This is a genomic window from Candidatus Pelagibacter communis, from assembly GCF_001180025.1.
GTDB lineage: Bacteria > Pseudomonadota > Alphaproteobacteria > Pelagibacterales > Pelagibacteraceae > Pelagibacter > Pelagibacter ubique_A.
This window is the reverse complement of record NZ_CVSK01000071.1, coordinates 18,133-31,375: the sequence shown is the minus strand read 5'-3', so window position 1 is coordinate 31,375 and position 13,243 is coordinate 18,133. Positions and strand designations below refer to the sequence as shown.

The 13,243-nt window shown below is 27.3% G+C and carries 14 protein-coding genes; 6 read left to right on the top strand and 8 right to left on the bottom strand.

What is annotated here, in order from left to right:
* Positions 1–18: 18 nt before the first annotated feature.
* On the top strand, positions 19–510 hold the full coding sequence (locus AMN83_RS04215; RefSeq protein ID WP_075504429.1) for an SET domain-containing protein: 492 nt from the start codon (positions 19–21) through the stop codon (positions 508–510).
* Here AMN83_RS04215 and truA read toward each other — a convergent pair.
* Genes truA through AMN83_RS04190 form a run of 5 tightly spaced genes read right to left on the bottom strand, consistent with a single transcriptional unit; the run spans position 490 to position 4,617 of the window.
* Positions 490–1,230, bottom strand: a complete 741-nt coding sequence (gene truA, locus AMN83_RS04210; RefSeq protein WP_075504428.1) for a tRNA pseudouridine(38-40) synthase TruA — start codon at positions 1,228–1,230, stop codon at positions 490–492. The two genes, AMN83_RS04215 and truA, sit on opposite strands and share 21 nt — an antisense overlap.
* On the bottom strand, positions 1,230–2,153 hold the full coding sequence (fmt, locus tag AMN83_RS04205) for a methionyl-tRNA formyltransferase (protein ID WP_075504427.1): 924 nt from the start codon (positions 2,151–2,153) through the stop codon (positions 1,230–1,232). The genes truA and fmt overlap by 1 nt, the downstream gene beginning before the upstream one ends.
* Positions 2,154–2,156: 3 nt before the next feature.
* Positions 2,157–2,675, bottom strand: coding sequence for a peptide deformylase (def, locus tag AMN83_RS04200; RefSeq protein WP_075504426.1), 519 nt, complete (start codon positions 2,673–2,675; stop codon positions 2,157–2,159).
* 21 nt (positions 2,676–2,696) lie between these two features.
* Positions 2,697–4,460 (bottom strand): hypothetical protein, encoded by a 1,764-nt coding sequence (locus tag AMN83_RS04195; protein ID WP_075504425.1) that lies wholly within the window; start codon positions 4,458–4,460, stop codon positions 2,697–2,699.
* Positions 4,435–4,617, bottom strand: coding sequence for a hypothetical protein (locus AMN83_RS04190; RefSeq protein WP_075504424.1), 183 nt, complete (start codon positions 4,615–4,617; stop codon positions 4,435–4,437). The genes AMN83_RS04195 and AMN83_RS04190 overlap by 26 nt, the downstream gene beginning before the upstream one ends.
* Positions 4,618–4,674: 57 nt before the next feature.
* Between AMN83_RS04190 and AMN83_RS04185 the strand changes: the two genes are divergently transcribed.
* Both AMN83_RS04185 and aroB read left to right on the top strand, forming a co-directional pair.
* Positions 4,675–5,187 (top strand): shikimate kinase, encoded by a 513-nt coding sequence (locus AMN83_RS04185; RefSeq protein WP_075504423.1) that lies wholly within the window; start codon positions 4,675–4,677, stop codon positions 5,185–5,187.
* Positions 5,174–6,280: a 3-dehydroquinate synthase gene (gene aroB / locus AMN83_RS04180; protein WP_075504422.1), complete on the top strand. Its 1,107-nt coding sequence runs from the start codon at positions 5,174–5,176 to the stop codon at positions 6,278–6,280. The genes AMN83_RS04185 and aroB overlap by 14 nt, the downstream gene beginning before the upstream one ends.
* Here the strand turns inward: aroB and AMN83_RS04175 are convergent.
* Positions 6,269–6,529, bottom strand: coding sequence for a BolA/IbaG family iron-sulfur metabolism protein (locus tag AMN83_RS04175; protein WP_075504421.1), 261 nt, complete (start codon positions 6,527–6,529; stop codon positions 6,269–6,271). The two genes, aroB and AMN83_RS04175, sit on opposite strands and share 12 nt — an antisense overlap.
* Positions 6,530–6,546: 17 nt before the next feature.
* On the opposite strand from AMN83_RS04175, the gene AMN83_RS04170 reads away from it, so the two are divergent.
* From AMN83_RS04170 to AMN83_RS04160, 3 genes are read left to right on the top strand one after another with little or no spacing between them, the layout of a single operon-like run.
* Positions 6,547–7,080, top strand: coding sequence for a J domain-containing protein (locus tag AMN83_RS04170; RefSeq protein WP_075504420.1), 534 nt, complete (start codon positions 6,547–6,549; stop codon positions 7,078–7,080).
* Complete coding sequence (gene cobS, locus AMN83_RS04165; RefSeq protein ID WP_075504419.1) at positions 7,064–8,038, top strand: cobaltochelatase subunit CobS; 975 nt, start codon at positions 7,064–7,066, stop codon at positions 8,036–8,038. Before AMN83_RS04170 ends, cobS begins: the two co-directional genes overlap by 17 nt.
* Positions 8,038–9,837 (top strand): cobaltochelatase CobT-related protein, encoded by a 1,800-nt coding sequence (locus AMN83_RS04160; protein WP_075504418.1) that lies wholly within the window; start codon positions 8,038–8,040, stop codon positions 9,835–9,837. Before cobS ends, AMN83_RS04160 begins: the two co-directional genes overlap by 1 nt.
* On the opposite strand, the gene AMN83_RS04155 is transcribed toward AMN83_RS04160, so the two are convergent.
* Both AMN83_RS04155 and AMN83_RS04150 read right to left on the bottom strand, forming a co-directional pair.
* Positions 9,834–11,114 (bottom strand): ActS/PrrB/RegB family redox-sensitive histidine kinase, encoded by a 1,281-nt coding sequence (locus AMN83_RS04155; RefSeq protein WP_075504417.1) that lies wholly within the window; start codon positions 11,112–11,114, stop codon positions 9,834–9,836. The two genes, AMN83_RS04160 and AMN83_RS04155, sit on opposite strands and share 4 nt — an antisense overlap.
* Before the next feature lie 2 nt (positions 11,115–11,116).
* A complete protein-coding gene (locus tag AMN83_RS04150; protein ID WP_075504416.1) occupies positions 11,117–13,180 on the bottom strand; it encodes a DNA gyrase subunit B in 2,064 nt (687 codons plus the stop codon).
* Between the last annotated feature and the right edge of the window lie 63 nt (positions 13,181–13,243).

Genomic DNA, 13,243 nt, shown 5'->3' with positions numbered 1-13,243 from the left:
CTCTAAATAAAAATCTTCATGAAATTATATAAAATAAAAAGATCTGGGATTGATAATAAAGGTAGAGGACTTTATGCAACTCGTGACATTAAAGAGGGAACCAGGATAATTGACTATGTCGGAAAACTTATAACAAAAAAACAAACACAAGATTCTGATAAGTACGATAATAATAAACCAATATATTTATTCACAATAAATAAAAGATACGATCTAGATGGAGATTTTCCATGGAATACTGCAGGTTTAATTAATCATTCTTGTGATAATAATTGTGATTACGATGGAAAAGGATTGAAAATTTGGGTCAAAGCAATCAAAGATATTAAAAAAGGTGAGGAGTTTACCTGTGATTATGGATTTGGTTATGATGAAAACTACAAACAATTTCCTTGTAAATGTAAATCAAAAAACTGTTGTGGGTATATTTTAAGAGCTGAGTCTAGATGGCGAATAAATAAAAAGTTTGCTATGAGCAATAAAAATAAATTAATAAAGAACTCTAAATAAAAATAAACCACTTGGTGGTGCTGGGGGAGCACACAGTGTTCTTTTTTTTGACTTAAATCTCTTTTCAAAAGTTTTCAAATCCCATTTAGTTTCTCCCAAGTATTTTAAACAACCAACCATAGATCTAACCTGATGTTGTAAAAATGATTGAGAACTAAATTGAAATTCAATTTTATTTTTTGATGATTTAATTTTAATTGATTTAATAGTTTTAATTGGACTTTTAGCGTGACAGCTTGAAGATCTAAAAGTTGAATAATCATTAGTTCCTAACAACTTTTTTGCACCCTTTTTCATTAATTCTAAATTCAAAGGCCTACGAACATGCCATGCTCTATTTTTTTCGATTATTGGTTGGCTTATTTGATTAAAAATAAAGTATTTATAAATTCTTTGTTTTGCTGAAAATCTAGCATGAAATTTATTATTTCTTTTTTTAATATTTTTAATCGCAATGTCTTTTAAATTTAAAAAATGATTAATGGATTTTAAAAATTTAATTTTATCGGTTATTTTATTTTTGCAATCAAAGTGTGCAGATTGCTCAAATGCATGAACCCCTGCATCAGTTCTTCCTTGACCATATAAAACAATTTTTTCTTTTAATAATTTTGATAATTTTTCTTGAATTAATCCTTGAATTGTTGGGCCCTTTTTTTGAATTTGCCATCCTCTAAAATTTGTCCCTACATACTCAATAAGTATTTGGTATCTATTCATTATAAAAATGAACCCTTTTTAATTTGTGTTCCTAAAACAAATTCTCCAATACTTTGAGGCTTTTTTCCTTGTCTTTGTATTTCTTTAATTTTTATTGATTTTTTATCTCCACACGAAATTTCTAAATGATCAGATAAAACCTCACCTGGTTTTCCTCGTGCTTGTCCAATTTCTGCTTTTAATATTTTATATCTCTCACCGTTAAACATGAAATAAGCACCTGGAACTGGATAAAGTCCATTTATTTTACCAATTATAATTTTAGCATCTTCTTTCCAATTAATCTGCCCCTCTAATTTTTGAATTTTTGATGCGTATGTAGCTGATGAGTGATCTTGTTCTATAAAGTTTGCTTTATCCTCATATATATCATCTATATTATCTAAAATTTTCTCTGCAGCCAAACTTGATAGCTTTTCATTAATATCTACAGCATTTAAATTATTTTCTATATTAATTTTATAAACATTACATACCGGTCCTGTATCTAGTTCCTCCCCTATTTTCATAATACTAATTCCTGTCTCTTTATCTAAATTCATAATTGATCTTTGAATCGGAGCAGCACCTCTCCATTTTGGAAGAATAGATGCATGTATATTAATAAATCCTTTTTTAGTTAAATTTAAATATGACTTTGGTATAATTTGACCATAAGCAACAACTATCGCTAAATCTGCCTCTAAAGATTTCAAATATTCTAATTCATCTAAATTTCCTTTTAATGAATTTGGTGTTCTAAATTCTATATTTAAAGTCTCTGAAATTAATTGAATTGGTGACTTGTTAATTTTTTGACCTCTTTTAGATTTTTGAGGTGGTTGTGTATAAACACAAGAAATAGGATATCCATTTTGATAAAGTGATTTTAAAATTGGAACAGCAAACATGGGAGTACCCATAAAAACTATTTTTTTTAGCATTGATTAAGCTTCTACAGAAGTAGATTTTAATTTTGATAATTTTTTAATTATCATTGACCTTTTTAATTTTGAAAGATAATCAATAAATAGGATTCCCTCTAAATGGTCCATCTCGTGCTGAATACATGTTGCCAATAGACCATCAGCCTTTAGCAATTTCTTTTCTCCATCGTAATCAAGATATTCTACTTCACACTTACTAGGTCTATCAATTTCTGCAAACTGATTTGGCACAGAAAGACATCCTTCCTCATAAGTTGCTTTTTCTGGATCTTTATTTTTGATAACCGGATTTACGAAATATCTTGGCTCTTTTTTACTCTCATCTTTACTTATATCCATAACAATTATTCTCTTTGGTACACCAATTTGTATCGCCGCGAGACCAATTCCGTTTGCTTCATACATTGTCTCTAGCATATCATCCATCAATTTTTGCTCTTCTTTACCAACACTATTGACTGGTTTAGATATTTGCCTGAGTAATTTATTAGGTTCTGTTATTATAGTTCTGATAGCCATAACTTGATTTTATTATAATTTTTATACTTTTAAAGGAAGAACTTTTAGCAATAGTTTGTTTCTAATTAAATCAACATTTAATTGATTTAAGGTATTGATAATAAAATAAACTGTATCTTCATCAATATTTTCAATTTTGTCAGGTCCAATTACCTCAATTATTCTCAACAATGCGGCACCAATCTCATTATTATCTATCATTGTTTGAATATCGGCAGGCATTTCTGATTGCTTCACCTCATAAAGACTGTCATATTTTTTTGAGATTTCAACTCCATCAGACTTAAGCGCCTCTAGAAAAATTATATCTTTTTTTGATAAAAAATATTTTTTATCTTTTTTAATTTTCTTTAAAAATTTATCTACATCCTCTTCAATTTTAGATTTTGCATAGTCCCCATTGAAATAATTTATAAGTTTTGATTGATGTAAAATTTTACTATTATATTTAATCTTTTTATTTGCTGTCTCTTTCTTGTTTAGGTTGCTATTATAAAATGTTGTAAAATTCGATGGAACATCCTCAACATTAATTACAGCTAAAAATTTTTTTAATTCTAAATCAAAAGCATTGCCTATATCATCGGATATAAATAAATCCTTTAAAATCTTTAGAAATTCTAATTTGATTTTTGGTTCTTCTGTTAAAAGAGTTCTTTGATATAAAAGTGCACGTCCCTCGATTGAAGATAAAGATTTATACGCCTCTTTTGCGTTTAAAAATTGATTAATATTAAATTGGAATTTTTTATAAAATTCGAATAACTCCTCTTCAGAATAATTTTTATCATTAACAGCTTTTTCTATTGTAGAAATTTTTTCTACATCAGTAATTTCTATGTCTTGAATTTTAAAAAGTAAATTAGCAGCCGAAAGATATTTCCAAATTATTTTAGGTGTATCTTCTGTTGGTTCATAAGAAAACTCAGGGTTAGTTCTATGAGCTAAATGAAAATCTAAAATTGTATTTATTGATATTTCTTTATCTGCCTCATCTAGATATCCAAATAAATAATTTATTTTATTTTCGTAATAACTGTCTTCGAAACCTAACTCTTTTTTTAAATCTAAAATTAGTTGTGCCTCTTCATTTTTTCCATAATTGATTAAACAATATAAATTAAACTTTGATAGATATTCATCTTGAACGGGTTCTGTATTTTTAGAAAAAATCTCACATGATTTTTTTACGTTTGATTCTGATAAATAAGTATCTACCAAATATCTTGCCAAATTTGGATGTAAATTTATTATTTGATTTTTAATTAAATATTCTTCTATTAATTCTAAGTTTGCATCCTTTATTAACCAATCAGATTTGAAGCTCATAAATTCTTGCTCAGTAATGTTTTGAGTTGGAGAATAGGCATTAGTTAATAAAGATATGTGCATTATATCAGATGCATCCTCAGAAAGATTAAACTTATTAATATTCTGAAATAAATTTTTCAATTTAGTACCATCTGAGTTTGACCACATATCCATACTTAATCCGTATTCACTTGGATCATATAACCCAACAATTTTAATTTTTTTTGATGAAAATTCTTTATCTAGTTTAATTGTATCTGTTTGTTTATTTGTTTGTAATTCGTAAACACTATTTTGAGTAGTACCACTAGAATTTTCACTTGAAATATTTGTTTCTGAAATAACCTGATTATCTTTTTTTTCTATATTCCAAATATCAATCGGTTTCTCTTCTGCAAATACAGGTGTAAAAAAAATAAGACAAATTAATGTAGTTGAAAGAATTTTCTTATTTAACAATTTTAAAATTTTCATTTGGAATAATTTTTTCAATTTCTTTTTTAGGTGCAGGAAAATCAATTGTACTTAGAAAAAAAATAATACCTAAAATAACCCCTAATCCAATTATAGTTTTAATCACAAGTCCTATGATACTTGATTTGCCTGAACTTGTGTTTTTAATGAATTGCATATACTTTTAGATAATTTCAAATTAAGACATATTTATGTTTTTTCAATAAAGAAACTTATGAAATCAAAAGAAAATCTAGTTTTTTTGGGGATGATGGGTTCTGGTAAGAGCTCTATTGGATCTTTAGTAGCTAAGAAATTAAAATTAAATTTTGTCGATATCGATAAAGAAATTGAAAAAAATTTAAATGTTACAATAAAAAAAATCTTTGAAGTTAAGGGTGAGAATTATTTTAGAAAAATTGAAGAACAAACAACTTTAAAAAAACTTAAATTAAGCTCTACTGTGATTTCACTTGGTGGGGGAGCTTTTACAAATAACAATATTAGGAAAGAAATTTTAAAAAATCATTTATCTTTTTGGCTAAATTGGGATGATAAAACATTGTTAAATAGAATTAAAAACAGTAAAAAAAGACCATTAGCGATTAATGCAACAGATACTGAGTTAATTGATTTAATTAAGAGACGATCTAACATTTATTCTAAAGCTTTATATGAGATAAAGTGTGATAATCTTACTAAAATTGAAATAGTAAAAAAAATTATAGAAATTTATGAAAGAAACTAAATTAAATATACTAACTAAGACTAAAAAATATCCAATAATTATTGGATCAAATTTGACCTCAAGTGTATCAAAAATTTTTAAATCAAATTCAATTGATTTTGATAAATGTTTAATTGTTGTTGATAAAAATGTTCCAAAAAAATTTGTCTCAAATATTAAAAAGTCTTTAAAAAATAAAAGTATTTTTGTGTTGTTTTTTAAAGCTAGTGAAAAAAATAAAAACATTAACAGCGTTAATAAAATTCTAGAAGTTTTATTAAATAAAAACTTTTCAAGAAATGATGTTTTAATTTCTTTAGGAGGAGGAATTACAGGCGATGTAAGTGGTTTTGCGGCTAGTCTTTTCAAAAGGGGCCTAAAGTTTGCAAATATTCCAACAACTCTTTTAGCTCAAGTTGATTCATCAGTAGGTGGAAAAACTGGAGTTAATTCTAAGTATGGTAAAAATTTAATAGGAAGTTTTTATCAACCATCATTGGTTCTCTCAGATATTCAATTTCTTAAATCTTTATCAAAAAGAGAGATAATTTGTGGATATGGAGAAATATTGAAGCATTCATTAATTGAAAATAAAAATTTTTTTATTTTCTTAAATAAAAATCTTAAAAAAATTTTAACTCTTTCATCTCCATTTATTGAAAAAGCTATCTATGAAAGTTGTAAAATTAAAAAAAAGATAGTCGAAAAAGATGAAAAAGAAAAAGCATTAAGAAAAGTATTAAATTTTGGTCATACATTTGGCCATGCTTATGAGGCAAGCTTAGGGTACAGTCATCAACTAAATCATGGTGAAGCTGTGATACTTGGAATGAAGACAGCACTTAATTTTAGTTTAAGGGAAAATATGCTCAGTAAAAATGAATATAACTTAATTATAAATCATATTGATAATTCTGGCCTACCTTCTTCAATAAAAAAACATTTTTCTATAAAAGATTTAAATAAGATTTTATCTTTTATGATTAAAGATAAAAAAAATAATTCTAAAAAAATCAATTTAGTTTTATTAAAAAACATTGGTAAACCAATTTTCAACAAACAATACTCGAAAAAAAAGGTAAATTTATTTTTAAAAAAATTTTTAACTAATTAAAATTTGGATTGAGTGAATAAATTCTTTTAATTCTTGATCTAAAATCTTATAAATTTTTTTATTACTTTCAATTTTATTCATTTTTTTTAGTTCTTCAGAAACAATAATTAATTTTAAATGATATTTTCCCTCTTGATTTCCTTTGTGATTTTTATGAAGAAAAGATTTATCTTCAATATTTATACTTTCAATATTGATTTGATTTAATAATTTATTTTTTACAATTGTAATTAACTGATTTATATCCATATATATTATTATATATCATGAAAAATATTTGTGACTGGAATAATTGTAATGAAATAGGTGAATATAAGGCACCAGTTGAAAAAGATAATAGCAGAAAATTTAGAATGCTTTGCCTTGAACATGTAAAAGAATTTAATAAAAATTGGAACTATTTTTCAGGAATGAATGATGACCAGGTAATGGATTTTTTAAAATCTGACATGACTTGGCACAAACCCACACAAAGCTTTAGCTCTTCAGATAATTTTTTCAAAGTGTTATGGAATACAACTTTGAGAGATGAGTTCGATAAAGAAAAAATAAATGGAGATTATGATCATATGCGTCAATTTAAATTCGATCATAAAGATATAAAAGCTTTTGGAATATTGGGGGTTTCTGTGGGTTTAAAGTGGAAGAAAATACAAGATAAATTCAAATTACTTGTGAAAAAATTTCACCCTGATATGAATTCTGGAAATAAAAAATACGAGGAAAAACTTAAACTTATAACATTAGCTTATACCCAATTAAAGAATACCTATAGAGAAAAAATTGACACCAAATCTTAACACAGAACCAGATATTAAAGTTTCACTAAAACAAACTTTTGGAATTGATTCAGATATGGAAGTTGACGCATTTTCAAAAAAAAATGAATACGTTCCTGAAATTGATAAAAACTACAAGTTCGATAGAGATACTACTTTAGCCATTATTTCAGGATTTGCGTTTAATAAGAGAGTTTTAGTTCAAGGGTATCATGGCACTGGAAAATCTACTCACATTGAGCAAATTGCTGCAAGATTAAATTGGCCTTGTATCCGAGTAAATTTAGATAGTCATGTAAGTAGAATTGATTTGATTGGAAAAGATGCGATCGTTCTTAAAGATGGTAAACAAGTAACTCAATTTAACGAGGGAATTTTACCATGGTCTATTCAAAACCCAGTTGCACTTGTTTTTGATGAATATGATGCTGGTAGACCTGATGTAATGTTTGTAATCCAAAGAGTTTTGGAAGCAGAAGGTAATTTTACTTTACTAGATAAAAACAAAGTAATTAAACAAAATAAATTTTTTAGACTATTTGCTACTTCAAATACTGTTGGACTTGGTGATACGACAGGTCTTTATCATGGTACGCAGCAAATTAACCAAGGTCAGATGGATAGATGGAATATCGTTACAACATTAAACTATCTTAGCCTAGATAGAGAAATGGACATTGTTTTGTCTAAAAATAAAAACTTAAATAACGCAAAGGGAAAAGAGAAGGTTGCTAACATGATAAAAGTAGCATCTTTAACACGTAAAGGATTTATTGCAGGAGATATTTCAACAGTGATGAGCCCAAGAACAGTGTTACATTGGGCAGAAAATGCAGAGATATTTAAAGACACTGGTTACGCTTTTAGAGTAACTTTTCTTAATAAATGTGATGATATTGAAAAAAATACTATCGCAGAATATTATCAAAGATGTTTTGGTGAAGAGTTGCCAGAATCTTTGATTAATATTCAAATCTAATGAGCACTAAAGAAAATAATTTAAAAGAAAAATTCAAAATTGCTTTAACTTCTACCGCAAAAGTAATTGCTGATGATTTTGATGTAAAAAAAACAAATTCTGTAGAAAAAAAAATAAAAGAATTTAATTTTCTAGAGATTGATAACTTAACTAGTCCAGCTGATTTTATAAGATTACGTGCAGAAACGGACTCCTCTGCCTTGAAAAAAAAATTTTGTAATGAAACTATTTACAAAAAAAACCTTCCCTCAAACACATCTTCTAGATCTCTTTATAATATCGCTGAAAAAATACGTTATGAGACTCTAGGAGGAAAAATGTTAAAAGGAATTGAGAAAAATTTTCAAGAAAATTATCATCAAATAATAAATCGTAAACGCAAAGATCAATTAAAAACTAAAGAGGATGTATCTGTATCAGAGGCATTCGAGTTATATATGCTTAAGAATTTTCATAAAATTAAGCTAAATCCTCTAACAACAAAAATGCTTAATTTTTGGGAAAAAGACTTTGAGGACGCTATAGAAAAACATAAAGAATTTTTACTTAAAAATCTTGAAGATCAAAACATTTATAGCTCAAAGTTTTCAGAAATATTGGAAGAAATGGATATTTTTCAAAGTGAAGATGAGGACGAAAGAAAAGAAGAAAATCAAGATCAAGGACAAGATAATCCATCAAATGAAGATGAAAATAATGACAAAGAAGATAATAAAGATGAAAAAGATGAAAATGTATCAGAAGCTTCACTAGATGCTGACTATAGTGTTGATGAATTTAACTTTGACGAACAGCTGTCAGACACAGAGTCAGATGAACAAAGCTCTGAGCAAGTAGCTCAAAAAAAAATAGATAATATCAATTTAGAATATAAAATATTTACAACCCAGTTTGATGAAGTTGTAAAAGCTGAAAATTTAGAAAATGCAGATGAAGCTACAAAACTAAGAAAAAATTTAGATCAACAATTAATTGGCTTTCAAGATATTATAACGAAACTTGCAAATAAACTTCAAAGACAATTACTTGCAAAACAAAATAGAGCATGGGAATTTGATTTAGAGGAAGGATTATTAGACAGTTCAAAACTTCCAAGAATTATTATGGATCCATATAATTCCTTATCATTCAAAAAAGAAAAAGATTTAGACTTTAAAGATACAGTAGTGACTCTACTCATAGACAACTCTGGATCTATGAGAGGAAGACCAATTACTATTGCGGCTATTTGTGCAGACATCTTATCCAGGACGTTAGAAAGGTGCTCTGTTAAGGTTGAAATTTTAGGTTTCACGACTAAAAATTGGAAGGGTGGACAGAGTAGAGAATTATGGACTAAAAATTCCAAACCGAAAACACCAGGAAGATTGAACGACCTAAGACATATAATTTACAAAGGAGCAGATACCCATTGGAGACAGGCAAAAAATAATTTAGGACTAATGCTAAAAGAAGGATTGCTCAAAGAGAACATTGATGGAGAAGCTATATCGTGGGCCTATAATAGAATTAAAAAGAGAAAAGAAGAAAGAAAAATATTAATGGTAATTTCTGATGGAGCCCCTGTAGATGACTCAACTCTTTCTGTAAATTCAGGTGACTTTTTAGAAAAACATTTAAAAAAGATTGTGAAATTTATTGAAAATAAATCAGATATTGAAGTTTTAGCTATAGGAATTGGTCATGATGTTTCAAGATATTATAATAAAGCTATCAAAATTACTGACGTAAATGAATTGGGAGATGTTATGATATCTCAATTAAGCTCATTATTTGAAACAAAGAACAAATACCACTAAATATTAAATAATTCCTTATTGTTCCATCTAATAACAACTTCAGCACCTTTACGTGTTTTTGAATTTCTACAATTAACTGATGCAAAATTTTTTTCTAATAAAGTTTTTCCAATAAACAAGCCTAGACCTAAACCCTCTTTAGATTTGTCTTTAGAGTAATTTGATTTCAAATATGGCTCTCCAATTTTTGAAATTATATCTCTAGGATAACCACCACCATCATCCTCAACTGTTATTTCTGTTATTTCACTATCACTTTTCAAATTAATAAAAATTGTATTTTTGGCAAATTTATTAGCGTTTCCAATAAAATTTCTTAACCCATAAACCAATTCTATAGATTTGGTTATCTTTCTTGGGTTTGAGTCCTGGTCATAATTAAAGACAAATTGCTTTTTACTTATTTCCTTAAATGAAGAAATAATTTCATGCAAATAAGCTCGAATATTAATATCTTTATCAATAAATTCATCTTCTTCTACAGGATTTAAAGTTAATCGCTTTAAAATTTCATTGCATCTCTCAACTTGACTATTCAATAACTCTATATCTTTTTCTAAATCTTTTTGCCCCTTAAATTGTTTCATTAAATCATGCGTAATTATTGTTATCGTGGAAAGTGGTGTACCTAAAGAATGTGCCGCTGCAGCAGCTTGACCACCTAAGGATAATAGTTCATGTTCTTTAGCCATAACCTCTTCCATTTTTCCTAATGCTTCTTTTCTTAATCTAGATTGTGTACCAAATGTCATTGCAAAATAATTTAAAAAGACCAAGGCAACAATTAAGGATGTTGGTATAGAATAATAGAAATAATGATTGTTATGAAAATCACTGTTTAAATTAATTGGCAAATCTTCATAGTTAAAAGTTAGAAAAATAATTATAATTATTGTTAAAATTACTAATAATATATTAGTTCTTAAGCTCAAATTTGATGAAGAAAAAACACTTGGTATTAATATAAAAATTACAAATGGGTTGGTTATTCCTCCTGATAAATAAAGAAGGATACCTAATTGCAAAATATCTATGAGTAGGAAGATAAAAGCAGATCTATCTGATAATTGAGTTTTTTTATAAATAAAAATTAAATATAAATTGCTTAATATTCCTAAAAATATAACTAAATTTGAGGTAATAAAATCAAAACTCGAATTTAGAAATATATATACAAAATTTACTGCAATTAATTGTCCAAAAATTCCGATCCATCTAAGAGTTATATATGTTGATTTTTTAAAAGAATGATATTTTGAAGTTTCAAAGAACTTCATTTTTAAATATCAAGATTTCTAACATTTATAGCATTGGAAACTATAAAATCTTTTCTTAATGCCACATCATTACCCATTAAAGTATGGATTAAACTTTGATCTTTTTTCAAATCTTTTGAGTATTGTACTTGAAGTAGATTTCTTGTTTCTGGATCTAATGTAGTACTCCATAATTCTTCTGGGTTCATTTCTCCAAGACCTTTAAATCTTTGGATATTCATTTTTGATTTTTCCTCATCAATTTTTTTTGAATAATCTTTAGATCCTTTTTTAATTTTTTTTAACTCCTTACTATTATTTATTATGTAATCTTCTAACTCCTTCTCATCCTTAATATAAATACCTTTAGAACCTTTATTAATTTTAAATAAAGGAGGTTGCGCTAAATAAACATGGCCATTTTCAATTAATTTATTAAATGGTCTATTATTGAAAAAAGTTAAAAGAAGAGCTCTTATATGAGAGCCATCTACATCAGCATCTGTCATAATAATAATTTTTCCATATCTTAAATCTTTTAAATCAATCTCTTGTGCTTTTGGGTCCAAACCTAGAGCATTAATCAAAGTAACGATTTCATTTGAAGAAATCATTTTAGACAAAGCCTTTGTTCTTTGATCAGAACCATTTCCATTGCTGTTACCATTTTTTTTCATATTAAATTCTTCAACATAGGTATTAAGTATTTTACCTCTAAGTGGTAAAACTGCTTGATTTGCTCTATTTCTTCCTTGTTTAGCAGATCCACCGGCTGAGTCCCCCTCAACAATAAACAACTCGGTTCCTTCTTGTTTACCAATTTGACAATCAGCTAATTTTCCAGGAAGACCGCTCAATTCAAGAGCTCCTTTTCTTCTTACATTTTCTCTTGCTTTTCTGGCAACATCTCTAGCCATTGCAGCTTGAATAACTTTGGCTAAAATAATTTTTGCAACAGAAGGATTTTGATCAAACCAAATAGATAACTTTTCATTTACTAATGTCTCTACAATCATCCTTACTTCTGACGAAACTAGCTTATCTTTTGTCTGAGATGAAAATTTTGGATCAGGAATTTTAGTTGAAAGCACGCAAGTTAGACCTTCCTTGATATCATCACCTGAAATTGCTAGTTTATTTTTCTTTAGTAAATTATTTTCATTGGCATATTTATTAATTACCCTAGTTAAAGCACTTCTAAATCCCAACATGTGGGTTCCACCATCTTTTTGAAAGATGTTATTTGTGTATGGAAATATTTCTTCCGTATATCCTGCATTCCATTTTAATGAACACTCTAATTCAATATTATTTTTTTTTCCTTCAATATATATTGGTTTTCTAAATAAATCATTTCCATTTTTGTTTTGTAACTTTTCTCTTTTTTCATCTAAAAAGTCTACAAATTCTAGAACACCGCCATCAAATTTAAACTCAGATGTTTTCTCTTTTTTTTGACTAGCATCAGCAAATATTATTTTAATACCTTTATTTAAAAATGCTAATTCTCGCATTCTCTTTATAAGAATATTTGCACTAAATTTTATTGACGAAAAAATTTCTTTTGAAGGTAAAAAAGTAATTTGTGTACCAGTTTGTTTTGCTTTTCCTGTTACTTTTAATGGAGCTTTGGCTTCACCATTTTGAAATTCTATGTAATGTTTTTTTCCATCTCTAAATATCTCTAACTGTAATTTTTCTGAAAGTGCATTGACAACTGAAACACCGACACCATGCAAACCACCTGAAACTTTATATGAATCATGATCAAACTTACCACCAGCATGAAGTTGAGTCATAATTACTTCTGCTGCTGATTTTTTTTCTCCTTTATGGATATCAACAGGAATACCTCTTCCATCATCGTTTACTGTAATTGTTCCGTCAGAGTTAATTTTTACATTAATATTTTTACAATATCCTGCTAATGCCTCATCGATAGAGTTATCAACAACTTCATAGACCATATGATGCAGACCAGTTCCGTCATCTGTATCACCAATATACATGCCTGGTCTTTTTCTAACTGCTTCAAGACCTTTTAAAACTTTGATGGAGTCTGCCTGATATGTGTTTTTATTTGTCATTTTTTTAATTTTTGGAAAAAGAAAATTATAACATTTTTTATAAAAATTGCTGATTTATCTTAA

Coding starts and splice junctions, on each gene's coding strand:
- AMN83_RS04215 (WP_075504429.1), top strand. CDS start 19: ATGAAATTATATAAAATAAAAAGATCTGGGATTGATAATAAAGGTAGA.
- truA (WP_075504428.1), bottom strand. CDS start 1,230: ATGAATAGATACCAAATACTTATTGAGTATGTAGGGACAAATTTTAGA.
- fmt (WP_075504427.1), bottom strand. CDS start 2,153: ATGCTAAAAAAAATAGTTTTTATGGGTACTCCCATGTTTGCTGTTCCA.
- def (WP_075504426.1), bottom strand. CDS start 2,675: ATGGCTATCAGAACTATAATAACAGAACCTAATAAATTACTCAGGCAA.
- AMN83_RS04195 (WP_075504425.1), bottom strand. CDS start 4,460: ATGAAAATTTTAAAATTGTTAAATAAGAAAATTCTTTCAACTACATTA.
- AMN83_RS04190 (WP_075504424.1), bottom strand. CDS start 4,617: ATGCAATTCATTAAAAACACAAGTTCAGGCAAATCAAGTATCATAGGA.
- AMN83_RS04185 (WP_075504423.1), top strand. CDS start 4,675: ATGAAATCAAAAGAAAATCTAGTTTTTTTGGGGATGATGGGTTCTGGT.
- aroB (WP_075504422.1), top strand. CDS start 5,174: ATGAAAGAAACTAAATTAAATATACTAACTAAGACTAAAAAATATCCA.
- AMN83_RS04175 (WP_075504421.1), bottom strand. CDS start 6,529: ATGGATATAAATCAGTTAATTACAATTGTAAAAAATAAATTATTAAAT.
- AMN83_RS04170 (WP_075504420.1), top strand. CDS start 6,547: ATGAAAAATATTTGTGACTGGAATAATTGTAATGAAATAGGTGAATAT.
- AMN83_RS04160 (WP_075504418.1), top strand. CDS start 8,038: ATGAGCACTAAAGAAAATAATTTAAAAGAAAAATTCAAAATTGCTTTA.
- AMN83_RS04155 (WP_075504417.1), bottom strand. CDS start 11,114: ATGAAGTTCTTTGAAACTTCAAAATATCATTCTTTTAAAAAATCAACA.
- AMN83_RS04150 (WP_075504416.1), bottom strand. CDS start 13,180: ATGACAAATAAAAACACATATCAGGCAGACTCCATCAAAGTTTTAAAA.